The sequence below is a fragment of the Streptomyces sp. NPDC054863 genome, assembly GCF_053610825.1.
This window is the reverse complement of the sequence record NZ_JBSGZD010000160.1, coordinates 1-17,670: the sequence shown is the minus strand read 5'-3', so window position 1 is coordinate 17,670 and position 17,670 is coordinate 1. Positions and strand designations below refer to the sequence as shown.

At 71.3% G+C, this 17,670-nt stretch carries 15 protein-coding genes; 6 read left to right on the top strand and 9 right to left on the bottom strand.

Translation table 11 applies throughout. From position 1 onward, the window contains the following. The 5 genes from ACWGIG_RS24820 to ACWGIG_RS24800 all read right to left on the bottom strand — a co-directional run. The coding region (locus ACWGIG_RS24820; RefSeq protein WP_453323864.1) for a DNA repair ATPase at window positions 1-1,637 on the bottom strand (1,637 nt) is incomplete at its 3' end. A gap of 117 nt (window positions 1,638-1,754) precedes the next feature. Next, a complete protein-coding gene (locus ACWGIG_RS24815) occupies window positions 1,755-3,800 on the bottom strand; it encodes a flotillin family protein (RefSeq protein ID WP_453323863.1) in 2,046 nt (681 codons plus the stop codon). A gap of 56 nt (window positions 3,801-3,856) precedes the next feature. Beyond that, entirely contained in the window at window positions 3,857-4,462 is a 606-nt protein-coding gene (locus ACWGIG_RS24810) for a hypothetical protein (RefSeq protein WP_453323862.1), read from the bottom strand. Window positions 4,463-4,652: 190 nt separating this feature from the next. After that, on the bottom strand, window positions 4,653-5,384 hold the full coding sequence (locus tag ACWGIG_RS24805; protein WP_453323861.1) for an ABC transporter permease: 732 nt from the start codon (window positions 5,382-5,384) through the stop codon (window positions 4,653-4,655). Between the two features lie 3 nt (window positions 5,385-5,387). Beyond that, window positions 5,388-6,356 (bottom strand): ABC transporter ATP-binding protein, encoded by a 969-nt coding sequence (locus ACWGIG_RS24800; protein ID WP_453323860.1) that lies wholly within the window; start codon window positions 6,354-6,356, stop codon window positions 5,388-5,390. Between the two features lie 107 nt (window positions 6,357-6,463). Between ACWGIG_RS24800 and ACWGIG_RS24795 the strand changes: the two genes are divergently transcribed. Both ACWGIG_RS24795 and ACWGIG_RS24790 read left to right on the top strand, forming a co-directional pair. Next, window positions 6,464-7,651 (top strand): sensor histidine kinase, encoded by a 1,188-nt coding sequence (locus ACWGIG_RS24795; protein ID WP_453323859.1) that lies wholly within the window; start codon window positions 6,464-6,466, stop codon window positions 7,649-7,651. 15 nt (window positions 7,652-7,666) lie between these two features. Next, complete coding sequence (locus ACWGIG_RS24790) at window positions 7,667-8,317, top strand: response regulator transcription factor (protein WP_453323858.1); 651 nt, start codon at window positions 7,667-7,669, stop codon at window positions 8,315-8,317. Window positions 8,318-8,481: 164 nt separating this feature from the next. Here ACWGIG_RS24790 and ACWGIG_RS24785 read toward each other — a convergent pair whose 3' ends face one another. After that, the gene (locus ACWGIG_RS24785; RefSeq protein WP_453323857.1) at window positions 8,482-9,156 is read right to left on the bottom strand and encodes a TetR/AcrR family transcriptional regulator; all 675 of its coding nucleotides are present in this window, start codon (window positions 9,154-9,156) and stop codon (window positions 8,482-8,484) included. 103 nt (window positions 9,157-9,259) lie between these two features. On the opposite strand from ACWGIG_RS24785, the gene ACWGIG_RS24780 reads away from it, so the two are divergent. Continuing rightward, window positions 9,260-10,165, top strand: coding sequence for an MBL fold metallo-hydrolase (locus ACWGIG_RS24780; RefSeq protein ID WP_453323856.1), 906 nt, complete (start codon window positions 9,260-9,262; stop codon window positions 10,163-10,165). Window positions 10,166-10,213: 48 nt separating this feature from the next. Continuing rightward, window positions 10,214-10,816, top strand: coding sequence for an isochorismatase family protein (locus ACWGIG_RS24775; protein ID WP_453323855.1), 603 nt, complete (start codon window positions 10,214-10,216; stop codon window positions 10,814-10,816). A 27-nt stretch (window positions 10,817-10,843) separates the two neighbouring features. Here the strand turns inward: ACWGIG_RS24775 and ACWGIG_RS24770 are convergent, their stop codons facing one another. The 3 genes from ACWGIG_RS24770 to ACWGIG_RS24760 all read right to left on the bottom strand — a co-directional run bounded on the left by ACWGIG_RS24770 (window position 10,844) and on the right by ACWGIG_RS24760 (window position 13,651). After that, a complete protein-coding gene (locus tag ACWGIG_RS24770) occupies window positions 10,844-11,656 on the bottom strand; it encodes an ATP-grasp domain-containing protein (RefSeq protein ID WP_453323854.1) in 813 nt (270 codons plus the stop codon). A 32-nt stretch (window positions 11,657-11,688) separates the two neighbouring features. Beyond that, the gene (locus ACWGIG_RS24765) at window positions 11,689-12,639 is read right to left on the bottom strand and encodes an ATP-grasp domain-containing protein (RefSeq protein ID WP_453323853.1); all 951 of its coding nucleotides are present in this window, start codon (window positions 12,637-12,639) and stop codon (window positions 11,689-11,691) included. Window positions 12,640-12,907: 268 nt separating this feature from the next. Beyond that, window positions 12,908-13,651: a DUF4232 domain-containing protein gene (locus ACWGIG_RS24760; RefSeq protein ID WP_453323852.1), complete on the bottom strand. Its 744-nt coding sequence runs from the start codon at window positions 13,649-13,651 to the stop codon at window positions 12,908-12,910. Between the two features lie 422 nt (window positions 13,652-14,073). Here ACWGIG_RS24760 and ACWGIG_RS24755 point away from each other — a divergent pair, with 422 nt between their 5' ends. Both ACWGIG_RS24755 and ACWGIG_RS24750 read left to right on the top strand, forming a co-directional pair. After that, window positions 14,074-15,072, top strand: coding sequence for an ABC transporter ATP-binding protein (locus ACWGIG_RS24755; protein WP_453323851.1), 999 nt, complete (start codon window positions 14,074-14,076; stop codon window positions 15,070-15,072). Beyond that, window positions 15,069-17,648 (top strand): FtsX-like permease family protein, encoded by a 2,580-nt coding sequence (locus tag ACWGIG_RS24750; protein WP_453323850.1) that lies wholly within the window; start codon window positions 15,069-15,071, stop codon window positions 17,646-17,648. The genes ACWGIG_RS24755 and ACWGIG_RS24750 overlap by 4 nt, the downstream gene beginning before the upstream one ends. Window positions 17,649-17,670: the final 22 nt, after the last annotated feature.

The window sequence follows — 17,670 nt, the reverse complement described above, 5'->3', positions numbered from 1 at the left end:
GCCTCCATCGGGGTGCGCAGATCACCGGCCGCCTCCTCGCCCAGCCAGTGGTGCCGGTCGACGCCGCGCACGCAGGCGGCGGCCAGCGCCGCGTACCCGGCGGCGGTCGGGGTGGTCTCGGTGGCCTGCCGGGCGATGTCCAGACAGTCGGAGATGCCGCGCACCAGGTCGGCGTTGCCGATGCGGGCGAGCGGCCCGCTGCCGACCGGAGCTTCGGCGGCGTGCACGTCGGAGACGTACGGGCTGTGCCACCACTGCACCTGGTGCACCCGGCCTGGCTCGCCGCCGCTGCCGTCGCCACTCCCGCTGCCACCCCCGCCGCGCAGGACGGCGAGGCCGCCGTCGTCGAAGAGCGCGAACCCGTCGCCGGTCAGCGGGGTGGCGACCGCCTTGCGGATCAGGTTGTACGGGAGCAGCAGCGTGCGGCCCGTGGCCTGCGCGCGGTGGACGAACAGCACGTCCTCGCCGTTGGGCGAGCGCACCGCCCGCTCGAACTCCAGGCCCTCGGTGTCGACCGCGTCGAAGGTCTTGACCGTGCCCGAGACCAGCGCGTACCCGCCGGGGAAGACGATGCCCTGGCCGTCGGGCAGCCGGCGGCAGGACTGCCCGACGCCGTCGAGCCGGACGACGGTGCCGGTGAGGGTGTTGAAGACGAGATGACGCGTGGTCGGCTCCTTGTACGGGCGCACCCGCAGCAGGATCAGGGCGCCGGCCCGGGCATGGGCGACGTCCGCGTCGGCGAGCGACTGGAGCGGCTCGTCCACCGGCTCGGAGTAGATGCCATCGGCGGATTCGGTGTTGTCGTCGGTCTTGACCGTCAGGGCGCCGCCGACCGTCGTCACGAACACCGCGCCGCCGTCGACGGACAGGTGCGGGTGGCGGCCGAGCACGTGATCCTCGCGGGTGGCGGGCACCCAGTCGAAGTCGTACGCGGGCGGCGGCGCGAGGTCGCGTTCCCCCCGGGCGTCCAGGAAGCGCACATGGCCGCCGTGGCCGCCGCCGTGTCCGTCGTGGCCGAGCTCCCAGCGCAGTACGCGGATGTCGTCGGCCCGCTCACCGGTGCGGAACACCGCGAGCAACTTGCCTTCCTCGCGGCGCAGTTGGAGCAACTGCGCGTCCTGGAAGTAGCGGTGCAGGTCGGCGAAGGCCGCCACGAACGCGGAGTCGTCGAGCAGCCCGGGAACGGCGGTGTCCGGCAACCGCTCGCCCGCACGGTCGTACAGGGTGAAGACGTCGCCGACGGACGGCTCCGAAGAGCCCCGGGCGGCCCCCGCGTGGTGGCCGAGGAGCAGGGCGCCGCCGACGGCGACGAGGTCGCGCGGCACACAGGCCGCTCCTGTGCGCAGCCGGGCGGTGCCGCTCAGGGCGAGCTCGGACGAACCGAACTCGGCGATCCGCGCCCGATTCAACTCCTCGGCCCGCCCCGCCAGTTCCCCCGCCTGAACAACCAGCCGATCACGCAGCACCTCGTAGGTGCTGGCGTCTACGGCGACGGCGTCTGCGGCGAAAGCCTCCACGGCGCCGACCTCTACGGCGAGGGTGCCCGTACCCGTGGCCCCTCCCAAGCCCGCGCCCGACGGCAGTCCTCCGGTGACGCCGGTGTCGTTCTCTACGGCCGTGTCCCTGCCGGTGTCCATGCGGTGCCGCTCCCTCGCGTCCCTGGTGGTGTTGCGGTGCCGGAGGGCTGCCGCGGCCTGCGGGCCACCTGTCGTGCGGCAGCTCTCCGGCACCCTTGACCGCTCTCCCCGGGGCGGTCAGCCCTTTGCGGTGCCGTTCATCGCGGGCAGTGGCCGGTCGGAGAGGCCCAGCCTGTCCGCGGCGTCCAGCAGTTGTTGGATCTGGCCGTTCTGCCCGCCTCCGGACCGCATCAGCTGCATCAGCAGCGCCGACACCGTCAGGTTCTGTACGTCGCCGCTGCCGACCGAGGCCAGCGTCTTCGTCAGGTCGTCGGTGAAGCTGGACGTACCGTCCAGCCACGGCCCGGCGAGGGCCTGTGCCGTCTCGGAGTTCTGTACGAAGCCGTCGATGCTCTTGCCCAGCGAGATCGAGCCCACGATCCGGTCGAAGAACGCGCTGTCCCCGCCGACGATCTGGATGTCCGCGCTCTCCAGACCCGTCGCCAGCACCGTCGCCTGCGCCTCGGCCACCTGCCGCTGCGCCTCCAGGCCCGCCAGCCGTACGTCCTTCTCCGCCTCCAGCCGGAGCCGGAACTCCTCGTGGCTGCGGGACGCCTCGTCCAGCGCCGCCATGGCCGCGGCCTTCTCGGTCAGTCCCTCGGCCTCCGCCTTCAGCTTGCCGCCGATCGCCGCCGCTTCCGCCTCGGCCATCGCACGGGCGCCCGCGGCCTCCGCCGCCAGCCGTGCCTCGGTGGCCTGCGCCTCGGCGCGGCCCGCCTTCTCGGTGACGGCTGCCTCCGCGTCCCGTACCCGCACCTCGGCCAGACCCGCCGCGGCGGCCTCCGCCTGAACACCCTCGGCAAGGCGCAGCTTCGCCTGCGCGTCGAGGTCGGCGGACTTCAACCGGGCCTCCGCCAGGGTGAGCTCCTCGGCGGCCCGGTGCACTGCGGCCTGCTCGGCGGCCTCGGCCGCCTTGATGTCCTTGACCAGATTCTCCTGTGCGACGGCCTCCGCCGCGATGACGATCGCCTGCCGATCGCGCTCGGCCGCCTCGACGGCGCGCAGCCGCAGGATGGACTCCTCCTGCTCGGCGACCGTACGGTCCACCGCCACCCGCTCCCGTACGACCTCGGCGATGTCCCGCTTCTCCGACTCGACCTCCTTGTCGGCGGCGATCCGCTTCAGCTGGGTCTCCCGCTCCCGCGCGATGACTTCCAGGAGACGGTCCTTCTCGATGCGCTCGGACTCGATGGCGATGACCCGCTCGCGGTTCTTCTCCGCGACCGCGACCTCCCGGGCCTGGTTCTCGCGCTGCACGCCGAGCTGCTCCTCGGTCTTCAGGAACGCGCTCTGCGCCCGCAGCCGCTCCTCCTCCACGACCCGCGCGGTCTCCGCCTCCTCGCGCGCCCGTACGGTCTCCACCTCGCGGCGCTGCTTGATCTCGGCGTCCGCCTGCCGACGCTCCAGCTCCAGGATGGCCTCGCGGGCGTCCACGTTCTGCCGGGTCAGCTCCTTCTCCTCGTGCCGCTGGTACTCATTGGTGCGCACCCGCTCCACCGACGTCAGCTCGGTGATCTTCCGGATGCCCTGGGCGTCCAGGATGTTGCTGCTGTCCAGCTGGGCGAGCGGCGTCTGCTCCAGGTAGTCGATCGCCGCGTCCTCAAGGCTGTAGCCGTTGAGATCCGTGCCGATGACCTGGATGATGCGGTCGCGCAGCTCGTCGCGCTTGGTGTAGAGGTCGGTGAAGTCCAGCTGCTTGCCGACGGTCTTGAGCGCCTCGGAGAACTTCGCGTTGAACAGCTCCTGGATCGTCTCCTTGTCGCTGGCGCGTTCGGTGCCGATCGCCTGGGCGACCTTGATGACGTCCTCGACGGTCTTGTTGACCCGTACGAAGAAGGAGATCCGGATGTCGGCCCGGATGTTGTCCTTGCAGATCAGGCCGTCGCGGCCGGTGCGAGTGATGTCGATGGTCTTGACCGAGATGTCCATGACCTCGGCCTTGTGGAGCACGGGCAGCACGACCTGCCCGGTGAAGGTCACGTCGACCTTCCGCATCTTCGAGACGATCAGCGCCTTGCCCTGCTCGACCTTCCGGAAGAGCCGGGTGAGGACCAGCAACAGGCCTACGGCCACGAGCAGTACGACGGCGCCGAGTACGACGGCGCCCACGGTGATGGCATCCATGTGAAATCCCCCGATGAGTGGTACGGGCGGAACAGAAGAAGGCGGTGCGGGGGGTATCAGCCCCGTGGGTACAGCTCCAGGCCGTACGGCGAGACCCAGAAGAACTCGCCGTCCTCGTCGTACGCGTAGAGCAGTCCGGTGCTGCCGAGGGCGAGTGCCTCGGCTCCGTACTGCCGCACCTGTACGACGGCGGTCGAGCCGTCCCTGGCGGCGACCTCCGCCTGACCGAACCCGGCATCCACCCGCCCCGTGCGGATGGTGCAGGTCAGGCCGACGAAGTCGTGCCGGGAAGGCCCTGGTTCGTCGGGGAAGAGCTTGGCCAGCGGCCGTACGACGATCCGGGTCAGCGACCGGGCAACCACCACGGAGGCCACGAGCACGACGGTGCCGGCCACGGCGCGTCCGGTGCCGGAGACCCCCGCGTGGACGGCGAGTACGGAGCCGCTCAGGCTCAGGAACCACGCCAGCGCGACGAACAGGGACACCGACACGGAGACCGGCACCCCGCCGAACCCCAGCACCTCCGTGTTCACGTCACCGTCGAAGCTGTCGTGGTCGGCGCCGCCGATCAGCACGAGCAGCCAGAACCCCACGACCACGACGAGGGCGGCGGAGAGGAGCAGGGTCGGAAACCCGGCGGCGACACTGAGGAACTCCTCCATCACACATCCCCCTTCACTTCCTGACTTCCTGCCTACGGCAGCACCAGCCTTCCACCGCCCCGGCACCGCAATGTTCACCGAAGAGAACGCCCTCCCGCATTGCCGAGAACCGGCAGTCTTTACGCCTTCTTAATGCCGGTGGACGCCCCGCTGCGGACCTGTCCCGAGCCGCCGCCCGCCGGCCGCTTCCTCAGGCGTCGCGGCGCCGTATCGCCCACCAGCCGGCCAGTAGGGAGAGCGTCGCCCAGAGCGCGGTGACGGCCAGGCCGGCCCAGGGGCCGAGGGTGCCGGTGGGATTCTGGTGGAGGATCTGCTGGCCGGCGCGGTCCGGCAGGAACTCGGCGATGCTTCCCGAGGCGTCCCCGAAGACGAACGAGGTGAGCAGGGTGAAGGGGACGAGGACGCTCAGGACGGTCACCGCACTGCGCAGCAGCGCCGTGAGCCCGCCAGCGGTGAGGGCCATGAGCGCGAGATAGATGCCGGCGCCGATACAGGCGCGGAGGGCGCCGGGATCTCCGAGGTCGATGGCCTGATCGCCCCGCATCGCCTGGCCCGCGACGAAGGTGATGAAGGCGGTGACCAGTCCGGTGCCGAGGGCGAGTGCGCCGACGACCGCCGTCTTGGCCGTGTAGAAGAGCCCTCTGCGGGGCACGGCGGTGAGCGAGAGGCGCAGGGCGCCGTTCAGATACTCGCAGGAGAACGCCGTCGCACCGAACGCGAGGGCGGCGATGTGGCCGTAGTTGAGGGCGGTGAAGGCGTCGAAGACCGGGTCGTTGGCGGCGTGGTCGGCCTCGCCCATCGTGGCGAAGGCGAGCAGGGTGAGGCCGACCGTGGTCAGGAGGACGGCGAGCAGGGAGCCGTAGACGGAGCGAACCGACTTGATCTTGATCCACTCGGAGTGGAGAACCGCGGTGGGAGACATGGGTCAGGCCTCCTGGCCGGTGGGTGTGGTGGGTGTGGTGGGTGAGGGGGCTGCGGGGAATGCGGGGGCGCCGGTGAACTCGGCTTCAGTGGCTGTCAGATCCAGGTAGGCGTCCTCCAGCGTGATCTGCTCGTCGGAGAGTTCGAGCAGGGCGATGCCCTCGGACGCGGCTGCCGCACCGACCTGTTCAGCCGTGGTGCCCTCGACGGACCAGCGGCCCTCACCCTCCCGAACCGGGGTGAGCCCCGCACGGGCCAGGGCCTTGCGCAGCCGGTCCGGTGCGGTGGTGCGCAGCCGGACCCTGGGCCGGCCGCGGGCGGCGAGGAAATCCCGCATCGGCATGTCGGCCAGCAGCGTGCCCCTGCCGAGGACGACCAGGTGGTCGGCGAAGGACGACGTCTCGTTCATCAGATGGCTGGAGACGAGGACCGTGCGCCCCTCGACGGCCAGGCGCTTCATCAACTCCCTTATCCAGACGATCCCTTCCGGGTCCAGGCCGTTCGACGGCTCGTCCAGCATCACCACGGGCGGATCTCCGAGCAGCGCCCCGGCGATGCCCAGCCGCTGCCGCATGCCGAGCGAGAACGTCTTGACGCGGCGTCCTGCCTCACGGGCGATGCCCGCCTCCTCCAGAACCGCCTCCACGCGGCGCGGGCCTATGCCGTTGCTCGCGGCGAGTGCGCGCAGGTGGTTGCGGGCGGTACGGGAACCGTGCGCCGCCTGCGCGTCGAGCAGTGCGCCGACCTGGTGCAGCGGCCGGTCGAGAGCGGCGTAGGGGAGACCGCCGACCGTGGCGGTGCCGGACGTGGGACGGTCCAGGCCCAGGACCAGGCGCATGGTGGTGGACTTGCCCGCTCCGTTGGGCCCGAGGAACCCGGTGACCCGGCCGGGCCGTACGCAGAACGTGAGGTCGTCGACGGCCCTTCGTGAGCCGAACTCCTTGGTGAGCTGGTGGACTTCGATGTTTTTCATGGTTCAAGGCTGGCTGCCGGCCCTGCCTCGCCGCCTCCCCCGTCCGTGGATGTCCGCTCCCCCGTACGGGGGAGCCGCACCGCCTCGCCCGCTGTCAGGATGGAGACATGATTCGCTTCATCCGGCCGCTGGCCCGACAACTGACCCGGCCGGTCACCTATGCGCGGTGGCTGCACCTGCTCATCCCGATCCTGGCCATGTCGCTGTGGATGTACGTCATGCCCGAACACCCGTGGGGGCCCGCGCTGTTGCTGGTGCCGCTCGGCCTCCTCCCGGCCGTGCGATTCGGTGAAGGGGTGCAGGCCCAGCTACTTCTGATCCCGCACCAGGAGCGGATCAAGGCAGCCCCCGACATACGGGCCGCGCCGTCCGTGACCTGGGCGGACCGGTGGAGAACGGTGCTGTGGCTGGAAGTGCGGCTGTTGCTCAGTGCCGTGGCCCACCGCGCCGCCCCCGGGGGGCCGCTGGCCCCCGTGGGCCGGGTCGACGCGGCGACCCCCCGCGCCACGGGCCCGGCCGAGCTGATCACGGTGGCGGAGCGGCACTGGCAGTACGCCCTGCTCGCCCCGGTCCCGGTGCTGGTGGGCCTTGCCGTCCTCGTGGGACTGGGCGAACTGATCACGGTGATCGCCCGTCGGCTGCTCGGCCCCTCGGCGGGGGAGCGGCTGACCGCCCTGGAGGAGCGGACGGAGCAACTGCTGGAGCGCAACCGCATCGCCCGCGAACTCCACGACTCCATCGGGCACGCGCTGACGGTGGCGGTGGTGCAGGCGGGCGCCGCCCGGGAGACCAAGGACCCCGCGTTCACCGACCGCGCACTGGCCGCCATCGAGGAGACCGGGCGGCATGCGCTGGACGACCTGGAGCGCGTCCTGCGCGTCCTGCGGGAGTCCGACATCCCGGTCGGCAGCCGCCCCACCCTCGCCGAAGCCGACCGGCTCCTCGACTCCGCCCGCGCCTCGGGGAACGAGGTGCACGCCGAACTGCCCGCGACACTGGCGACCTTGCCAGGACCGGTCTCCCGCGAGGGCTACCGCATCCTCCAGGAGTGCCTCACGAATGTGCTCCGGCATGCCGGCCCCACTCCCGTCCGGGTCCGCATCGACATCGTCGACGACTGGCTGGAGCTCGCGGTGACCAACCCCCTCGGCGCCACCACGGCAGCGCTGGGCAAGGGCAGCGGCCTGAAGGGCATCCGGGAACGGGCGGCGCTGCTGGGCGGCAAGGCCAAGACCGGTCCGTACGAGGGAGAGTGGCGGGTGCACGCCAGCCTGCCACTCGCCGGAAGACCCTGAACCCCGAGGAGCCAGATGTCGGTCAGCGTTCTTCTCGTCGACGACGAGCCCCTCGTCCGTGCCGGGCTGCGTGCGGTGCTGGAGGCCCAGCCCGACATCGGCGTGGTCGGGGAGGCCGCCGACGGAGCCGCCGTGATTCCGCTGGTACGCCAACTCCGCCCGGACGTCGTGGCGATGGACGTCCGCATGCCCCTGATGGACGGCATAGAGGCCACCCGCGCCCTCCTGCGCACGGTGACCGACCCGCCGAAGATCCTGGTCATCACCACCTTCGAGAACGACGAGTACGTGTACGAGGCGCTGCGTGCCGGAGCCGACGGCTTCCTGCTGAAGCGGGCGCGGCCCGCCGAGGTGGTGAACGCGGTACGGCTCGTCGCCGAGGGCGAGTCGCTGCTGTTTCCGGCGGCGGTGCGGGCCCTGGCCGCCGAGTACGGCAGCACCAAGGCACGCGAGACCATGCGCCGGGCGGCGCTCACCGATCGTGAGGAGGCGGTCCTGCGGCTGATGACCCGGGGGATGTCCAACGTCGAGATCGCCAAGAAGCTGCACGTGGGCAGCGAGACGGTGAAGACCCACGTCAGCGGGATCCTCGCCAAGCTGGGTGCCCGCGACCGCACCCAGGCCGTCATCGCGGCCTACGAATCGGGGTTCGTGTCCCCACGCTGAGAGGGGTCCAGCGCCAGGGCGACGATCCCGAAGGCCCGGTCGATCAGTTCCAGCGCGTCGTCGGTGCCGCCTCGGACTGGGCGTCGCCGCGACAGGCGGCCGACGCGGCAGGTTGACCGAGTGCGCGGGTCACCGGAGTGCGTCGGTCACCCGGAGTGCGTCGGTCACCGGAGTGCGCGGGTCAGGCTGTCCATGGTGGCGTCGTCCACCGGCGACGTTCCCGTGAGGGTGCCGACCAGTGCCTGGGCGAGGACGGTCGCGGTGTCGATCCGGGTGTCCTCGTCCTCGTCGCCGGTGACCTTGCCGAGGACGGCGTCGCGTACCGACCGGGAGATGTCCGGGGTGCCGAAGAGTTCCGGGAAGGACAGGGCCATCAGGCACACGCCCACATTGGCGGAGAGGATCGCCTGACCGGCGAGTTCGGGGGCCGTACGGAGCCGGCCGGCCGCGCGGCAGCGTTCCACCGCCGACAGGAGCAGGGCCTGGGCCTCCTTGATTCCCTGCGGTTTGGCGTCCGCCGCGCCCCCGGTCGGCGTGAACATCAGCCGGTAGAGGTGTGGATTGCCGAGGGCGAAGGCGAGGTGGCTGTCCCAGGCGGTACGGAGGTCGGCCACCGGGTCGTCGGTGAGCGGGTTGCGCCTCTTGTTGGCGAGGAAGCGCTCGAAGCCGAGGTCGGCGACCGCGGTGAGCAGCCCCTGCTTGTCGCCGAACTGGCGGTAGATCTCCGGCATGCCGACCCTGGCCCGGTCGCAGATGGCCCGGGTCGAGATCGCCAGCGCGTCCTTGGTGGCGAGCAGTTCCGCGGTGGCTTCCAGGATGCGCTCTCGTGCGGTCGACATGGTTTCCACGATACAGCGCCCGATAACAGTGCTTGATAGCAGCGCTAACGGCTCTGACCAGGGCTTGTGATCGGTGATTACGTAATGTGTTAGCGTTGATTCCATGAATCGTTCGACGTTCCTCAGCATTGCCTCGGCCGCCGTGGGCGTGGCCCTTCTCTCCGGCTGCGGCACCGATGCCGTCGCCAAGGACAAGAGCAAGGACACGAGCAAGGAGAAGCACTCCAGGGCCGCGTTCACCGTGACGCACGTGGGCGGGCCGACCACGGTCCTGGAGATCGCCGGTGCGCGCATCCTGCTCGACCCCACCTTTGACGCGCCCAAGAAGTACCCGAGCGGCCTGGAGAAGAAGCAGGCTCCCGCGTTCGGCGTCGACGGGCTCGGGAAGATCGACGCGGTGCTGCTCTCGCACGACCAGCACGACGACAACCTCGACGACTCGGGCCGCGAGCTGCTCAAGGACATACCCGTCGTGCTCTCCACACCCGGCGCGCACAAGCGTCTCGGCAGGCACGTCACGGGTCTGGAGAGCTGGGACTCCAGGGAGCTGAAGACCTCGCGCGGCACCGTCAGGGTCACCGCGGTGCCCGCCCTGCACGGCCCCGACGGCGTGGACCGCGGTGCGGACGGCGAGGTCACCGGCTTCGTACTCAGCGGCAAGGGCGTCCCCACCACCTACGTCTCGGGCGACAACGCCTCGGTCGAGGTCGCCAAGAAGGCCGGCGACCGCATCAGGAAGGAGATCGGCCGCATCGACACGCTCGTCCTCTTCGCCGGTGCCGCCCGCACGCCGGCGATCCTCGACAACGCCCCGCTGACCCTGACCTCCAAGAACGCGGCCCTGGTCGCGAAGGACCTCAACCCCCGCAAGGTGGTCGCGGTGCACACCGACAGCTGGAACATCTACTCCGAGGACATGGCGTCCCTCGTGAAGGCGTTCAAGGACAAGGGCATCGCCCACCGGCTCGTCGACCTGGAACCGGCCGGGACCACCAAGAGCCTCCGCTAGAAGCCCCGTTCACTCACCTTTCAGCACCCCGAACCCGAAGGAATTCCCATGGCTGCCTCCACCACCCTGCGCGCACTGAACGGCCTCTCCGAGGAGCTGCCGCGGCTCAGCGGGTCGACCCTGCTCCTGATCGACTTCCAGAACACCTACCGCACCGGCATCATGCGGCTCGACGGCGCCGAAGAGGCCGTGGCCGCCGGGGCGCGGCTGCTCGCTGCGGCCCGCGCCGCCGGTGCTCCGGTGGTCCACGTCGTCAACGACGGCGGCGAGGGCACCCCGTACGACATCCGGGCCGAGATCGGCGCGATCAGCAGCGAAGTCGCCCCGATCGAGGGCGAGAAGGTCGTCGTCAAGCAGTTCCCCAACGCCTTCCACCAGACGGACCTCCAGGAGGTTCTGGAGGGGCTGGGCAGCGGCGGCAGCCTCGTCATCGCCGGGTTCATGACGCACATGTGCGTCCTGTTCACCGCCCAGGGCGCCTTCAACCTCGGCCACCGTCCGACCGTCGTCGCCGAGGCCACCGCGACGCGCCCCCTCCAGACGCCGGACGGCTCCGTGCTTCCGGCGGAGGCGTTGCAGGCCGCCAGCCTGACCACGGTTTCCGACCTGTTCGGCACGGTCGCCCGTACCGTGGACGAGCTCCAGGCCTGACCCGGTCGTCCTCGGTCCCCCGGGGCATCAGCCCTCCGCGCACTCCCGCAGGCCCGTGCGCAGGGCCAGTTCTGCCAGTGCCTCCGGGGCGCCCGCCTGATTCCGGATGCCCGGGAAGGCGTTGACGTCCACGATCAGCGGAGTCTGCGCAGCCGTGTCACCGGCGGTGCCGATGATGTCGACGCCGTACACGTCGAGCGCGAAGACCTCGCCCACCTGGCGTACCAGGTCGGCCCAGCCCGACGGCAGGTCCGTCGGCGCCAGGGAGTGGGTGTCACCCCGTCCGCCGGGCGCGAGTTCGGAGCGGCGCAGGGCGGCGAAGACCTGGTCGCCGACGGCCCACAGCTTGTGGTCCCAGCCGCTGTTCGGGGCGAAATCCTGCACCACGACCGGCTCCTGCGGGTGCCGTGCGGCCAGTTCCCGCAGCTGTGCGGGGCTGTCGACGCGGGCAACGAGATCGCCCTTGCAACTGTGCCGGCTCTTGACCACCACCTGGCCGGAGAGGCCGGAGAGGTCCGAGAGCGTGGGGAGAGTGCGGGTGGGGGCGAACGGGAGTCCGGCCTGCCGGGCCACCTCCGCCATCTCCGTACGGTCCTGTACGCGCGCCGTCGCCCCGGCCGAGTTCACCACGCGCGTACCGCGTCGCTCCAGCTCGCGGGCGAGGGCGAGGGCGTGCGGCGTACGGGACTTGAGCAGGTAGATGTCGGCGGGCTGCCGGTCGGAGACGGACCGTACGGTATCCGGATTCAACACCTCCACCGCGTGGTCCGGGGTGAGCAGGGCGGTGGTCGCGGCCAGCAGGGGGTGGTCGGGCGCGGACGTGATCAGGCCGATCCTCATGCGTTCCCCATGCGATCCCTCATGCCGATCCCTCATGCGTTCCCTCGTACGTGCTCGCCGGCCGCGACCGGTACGGGCGCGGGCGCGGGGTGTTCCGGGGACGTGAGCGGTTCCGGGTGCGGTCGGGGCGACGGTACGGAGAGCACCCCGCCCGCACCGGGAGCGGCGACCGGACCCCTGCGGGCCAGTTCCAGCACCGCACGTGCCACCTGTCCCGCCGCGTCCGGAACCCGCCGGAAGCTCGGGAAGTCGTTCACGTCCACGACGACAGGGCCGTCCGGGCCGAGCAGCACGTCCACCCCGTACAGGTCGAGCCCGTACACGGCTCCCACCCGCGCGACGGTCTCCGCGACCTCGGCGGGCAGCGGTACGCGACGCTCGTGCACGGTGTGCTCCGGGTGGAGCGGGGAGCCGCGCTCGGTGGCGTAGAGCCTGCCCCCGACGCAGTACACCTTCAGGTCGACGCCCGGGTTGGCCACGTACGGCTGGGCGATCAGCATGCCCTCACCGGTCAGTTCGGGGAGCAGGGCGGCGAGTCGCTCCGGCGTCGCCACCAGGTGGACGGAGCGGCCCGCGCTGCCGTCGGCGGGCTTCACGACCAGCGGGTACTCCGCATCCGGTACTTCCAGGAGGAGCTGAGGGCTGGCGGCTGCGTAAGTCGGCGGAACGGGGAGGCCGTGACTGCGGCCGATCGCCGCCGCGAGGGCCTTGTCGCGTACGCGGCGTATGGCCCGGGCGTCGTTGACGGTCGTCAGACCGGCCTCCGCCGCCGCTTCGAGGAGGGTGAGTCCGGGGCCGCCGGACACCGTCTTGAGCACCCACGCGTCGTGCGTGCCGGCCCGTACCGCCGCGGTCATGTCCAGCAGGGAACCGCCGGGCCGCACCACGTCCACCCGGTGTCCCCACGAGGTCAGGGTGCGGATCACCTCGATGGGCATGCCGTCGTGACGGTAGTGCTCTTCCACCAGGAAGCAGAGCCTCATCGATGTTCCCTAAAACCCGGACGTCCGCCGATCCCGTCCGGCACGTCGTGACACGTCAGGATGTCATGATCCGTCAGGAGCAGATCTTCCGGCCGTCGGTGGGGGAGCGGGGACGGGACCGAAAGAAGGCCGCCCCTACGGAGGGGGGTTCCGTAGGGGCGGCCGGTCTGTGTGGTGCTGCTCGGCTCAGAAGCCGATGGTGGTGGTGATGGTGCTCGGCTCAGAAGCCGATGGTGCTCCGGCTCAGAGGGCCGTGGTGGTGTGTGGTTTAGAAGTCGTCGGCGCCGTTGCGCAGCTCGTGCGTCCAGTAGCCGGTCTTCGCGAACTTGTCGGTGACCTGGATGCCGCCGTTCACGCTGACCTGCTTGCTGCCCTCGGTCGGGGCGCCGTTGGTGAAGAGGTTCACGGAGAAGGAGCTGACGGCGCGGCCGTCCTCCTTCTGGCCGCCGTTGTTGATGCGCACCGCGGCGTAGGCGGGCGCACCCGGCTCCAGGACCACGGAGGCCGCGGGCTTGCTCTTGGCGACGGCCGGGACGTCCTTGGCGGTCTGGATCTCGCCGAACGCGATCAGCGGGTACTTCTCCATGGTGCAGGCGTGACCCGAGGTGTTCTTCGCGGTCAGCGTGATGTGGGTGTAGGGCGGGCCGTCCTGCTTCTCGGCGGAGATCTTCACGTCGTTGAATCCGCAGGCGGGGGCCTTGGCGCCGGACTTGCTCTTGGAACCGGTCTGGGTGGCGCCCGAGTCGGCGGAACCCGGCGTACCGGACTCGGAGTTACCGGAACCGGCGGTGTCCTTGCCCGCCTTCTCGTCCTTGCCCGAAGCGCCGCCGGTGCCGGCGGCCGTGTCCTTCTTCTCCGCGGAGTCGGAGGCCGAGCTGCCGCCGGCCGGAGCGGAAGCGCCGGCTCCGGCGTCCTTCGTGCCGCCGCCACCGCCACAGGCGGTGAGCGTCAGGGAGAGGGCGGCGAAGGCGGTCGCGGCGAGGACGGCAGGGCGGCGGGCGGAAATACGCATGTGAAGTTCCCCGGAGATCGAGAGGGTGTGCGGTGCAGGCATCTGGTCTGCTTTCAGCTTGGAGCCCTGCCCTGTCGTTCCGCTGTTGTTCCGCTAACGCTTTGCTATTCCCCTCTGACCTGCGGTTTTTATGGGTTCACGACTCCTTCACGCAGCTCCGCTTTTCTCCTCGGCCGCCAGGCAACCGCCATATTCGGTACGGCGTCCCGGGCTTGCCGAAACCTCCGGCCGCCCTACCGCTGCGGTCAACCGCAGCCCCTGGTGCGGTTGACCACCATGCGCATCGGGGGGCTAGCACCACCCAGAGAGCGTGGTTGACCCCATGGCCGTCTGACCTCGGGCTTTCTAACGTTGGAGACATCACATCAGCACCACTTCCACCAGCGGCTCACGCACCGTCGAGCCGTGCAGAAAGGGACGTCATGGCCTTGCGTCGAGACCGCACGCACACCGAGACGCGCACGATGCGCCCCAGGAGCGAGGCCCCGTCGTACCCGGCCGCGTACCCGGCACACTCCGGGCACCCGGCACACTCCGGGCCGCCGACGGTGCCTCCGACGCACTCCGCCCCGACGTATGCGGCTCCGACGGACTTCGCCCCGACGCATTCGGCTCCGACGTCCTCCCCGGCGCACTCCTCCCAGACGCACTCCTCCCCGACGCCCTCCGCCCCGGCGATCGAGCTCCGCGCGGTGACCCGGAGTTACGGTCGCGGCGCCGCCACCGTGCACGCCCTGCGGGGCATGGACCTCGTCCTGCCGCGTGGTGGCTTCACCGCGGTGATGGGCCCCTCCGGCTCCGGCAAGAGCACCTTCCTCCAGTGCGCGGCCGGGCTCGACCGGCCCTCGTCCGGCGAGGTGCTCCTCGGCGGCGAGGCCATCTCGCACCTCCGCGAGGACCGCCTCACCGAACTGCGGCGCTCCCGCATCGGTTTCGTCTTCCAGTCCTTCAACCTCCTCCCCTCCCTGACCGTCGAGCAGAACGTGCTGCTGCCGCAGCGCCTCGCGGGCGGCAAGCAGAACCGCCGCCTCGCCCAGGAACTCCTCACCCAGGTCGGCCTGCCCGAGCACGGCGACCGCCGCCCCGGCCAGCTCTCCGGCGGTCAGCAGCAGCGCGTCGCCATCGCCCGCGCCCTGATCACGCGCCCCGAGGTGGTGTTCGCGGACGAGCCGACCGGCGCCCTGGACACCCAAACCGCCCAGGAGGTGCTCGGACTGCTGCGCCGGGCAGTCGACGCCATGGGCGCCACCGTCGTCATGGTCACCCACGACCCGGTGGCCGCCTCGCACTCCGACCGGGTGCTGTTCCTGGCCGACGGCGCCCTCGCGGGCGAACTCCGCCACCCCGACCCCCAGTCGGTGGCCGCCCGCATGACCGCCCTCGCCGCCCCCGCCCGCCACTTCGCCGGGGCCGCAGCATGAGGAACGGCCTCGCGCGGGCATCCATCCGCTTCCGCCCCGCCTCCTTCGTGGGCAGCTTCGTCGCCCTGCTCCTCGGTGCGGCCGTCATCGCCGCCTGCGGAGCGCTCCTCCAGACCGGCATCACCGCGAAGGCCGCCCCGGTGCGGTACGCGCACGCCCCGGTGGTCGTCGCCGCCGACCCGTACACCTCGAAGGTCGTCAATTTCAGCGGCGAGGCCGAGACCGTTTCCGCGCCCCTGCCCGAGCGGGGCCGGGTGGACACCGCGTTGGCGGCCCGGATAGCAGCCGGTCCGGGCGTCGCGTCGGCAGTGCCCGACGTGTCCTTCCCCGTGACCCAGCAGCACAAGAAGTCCCCTGCGGCGCAGCAGCACGACAAGTCGCCCGAGGCCCAGCAGCACCAGCAGCCGCCGCTCACCGGTGGCAGCATCGCCGCCGCAGGTGCCGTCGCCGAAGGCCGCGCCCCGGGCGCCCGCGAGGTAGTCCTGGACCAACAGGCCGCCCGCACAGTCAAGTTGAAGACCGGTGACCGCATCACCCTCACCACCGCAGGCGGTACGGGGACGTACCGGATCTCCGGCCTCGCCCACCCCTCACCGCTCGGTACGCACGCCTGGTTCGCCCCCGCCACCGCCGACCGCCTCTCCGGCCACCCCGGAAAGGCCGACGCGATCCTCGTCACCCCGAGGAGCGGGACCAGCGCCGAAGCGCTCGCCGCCCAGGTCAAGCAGGCGGTCGGCGGCAAGGCGAAGGTCCTCACCGGGACCGACCGCGGCATGGCGGAACTCCCCGCCCTGGCGGCCGGCGAGACGTACCTCATCGGCCTCGGCGCCTCCTTCGGCGGAGTCGCGGCGATGACGGCCGTCTTCGTCATCTCGGGCACCATCGCCCTGGCCACCTCCCAGCGCGCCCGCGAGTTCGCCCTGCTCAGGGCGATCGGCGCGACCCCCAGGCAGATCCGCCGCACGATCGCCACCGAAGCGATGATGCTCGCCCCGGTGGCCGGCCTCCTCGGCGCGATCCCCGGCTACGCACTCGCCCGCTGGTGGTTCGGTGAACTCGTCTCCCGAGGCGCCGTCCCGCCCCAGATGACCCTGGACGCCGGGGCGCTGCCGGTCGTCGCTGCCGTACTCCTGAGCGTCCTCTCCGCCCTCGCCGCGGGATACTTCGCGGCCCGCCGTCCGGCGAACCTCCGCCCCGGCCTGGCCCTCGGCGAAGCCGCCGTCGCGACCTCCACCCTCGGCAGGGTCCGGACCGTCTTCGGCATCCTCTTCTGTGCCGGTGGCGCGGCCATGGGAGCCGTCGCCTCGCAGCTCAGCGGGGACGCGGCGGCGACCACCGCACTCGGCGTCGTCATGTGCTTCCTGGCCGGCGTCGCCCTGCTCGGCCCGGCGATCGCCCGCATCAGCACCGGCGTGCTCTCCCTCCCCCTCCGGGCGGGTGCGGCAGGCGCGCCCGGCTCCCTGGCCGCCGACAACACCCGGGTCAACGCACGCCGGCTGGCCTCCGCCATCACGCCCATCGTCATGGTGATCGCCTTCTGCGGAACGCTCGTCTTCATACAGAGCACCATCCGCGACGCCTCCGCGCGCAACGTGACCACGTCGGTCGTCGCCGACCAGGTCCTCACACCGGGAAGCCCGGCGGGCCCGGGGCTCCCCGCCGCCACCGCGTCGTACGCAGCCGCCCTCCCCGGCGTCGAGAGCGCCACCGGAATCCTCCGTACCGGCATCGTCTACGAAGGCTCGCAGCAGCTCAACTCCGCGACCGCCCTCGGTATCTCGGGCAACCCGGCGCACCTGTCCAAGGTCCTCGACCTGGGCATACGCACCGGATCCTTCGCCGCACTCGGCGACTCCCGGGACACCGTCGCCCTCGACGCGAACCTCGCCGAAACCCTCGACGTACGCCTCGGCGACCCGGTCCCGCTGCGGCTCGGCGACGGCACCCAGGTCAAGCCCAAGCTGGTCGCCACGTACAGCCGGGGTCTGGGCGTGGGCCAGGTACTGATGCCGCGTGAGGCCCTCGCCGCCCACGTCACCGCCCCCTACGACTCCCAGGTCCTGATCTCCGCCAAGCCGGGCACCGAACAGGCAGCCCTCGTCGGCGAGTTGAAGAATGTCGCCCCGACCGCAACGGTCACCGACGCGGCAGGCTACGGCGTCCAGGCCGACCTCAACCAGGAACTCGGCGCCTGGGCCAACACCGTGATGGCCGCGGTCCTCGGCGGCTTCGCCGCCATCGCCGCAGCCAACACCCTCGTCATGACGGTCCTGGACCGCCGCCGCGAAGTCGGCCTGCTGCGTCTGTCCGGCACCACCCGCCGCCAGGTCAAGGGAATGATGCGCTGGGAAGCCCTCCTGGTCGCGGGCACCGGCCTGCTCCTCGGCGGCGCGATCGCCTGGGCGACGCTGCTCCCCATCGCCCGGGGCATCACCGGCTCGGGACCGTCCATTCCCCTGACGGTCGCCGTCCCGCTGGCCGCGGGCGCGGTCCTCCTGACGCTCGCCGCCACGGCCCTCCCGACCAGGGCCCTGCTGCGGATCCGCCCGCTGGAGGCGGGCGCGGGCAAGCAGTGAGGCAGTACGCCCGAGTGGGGCC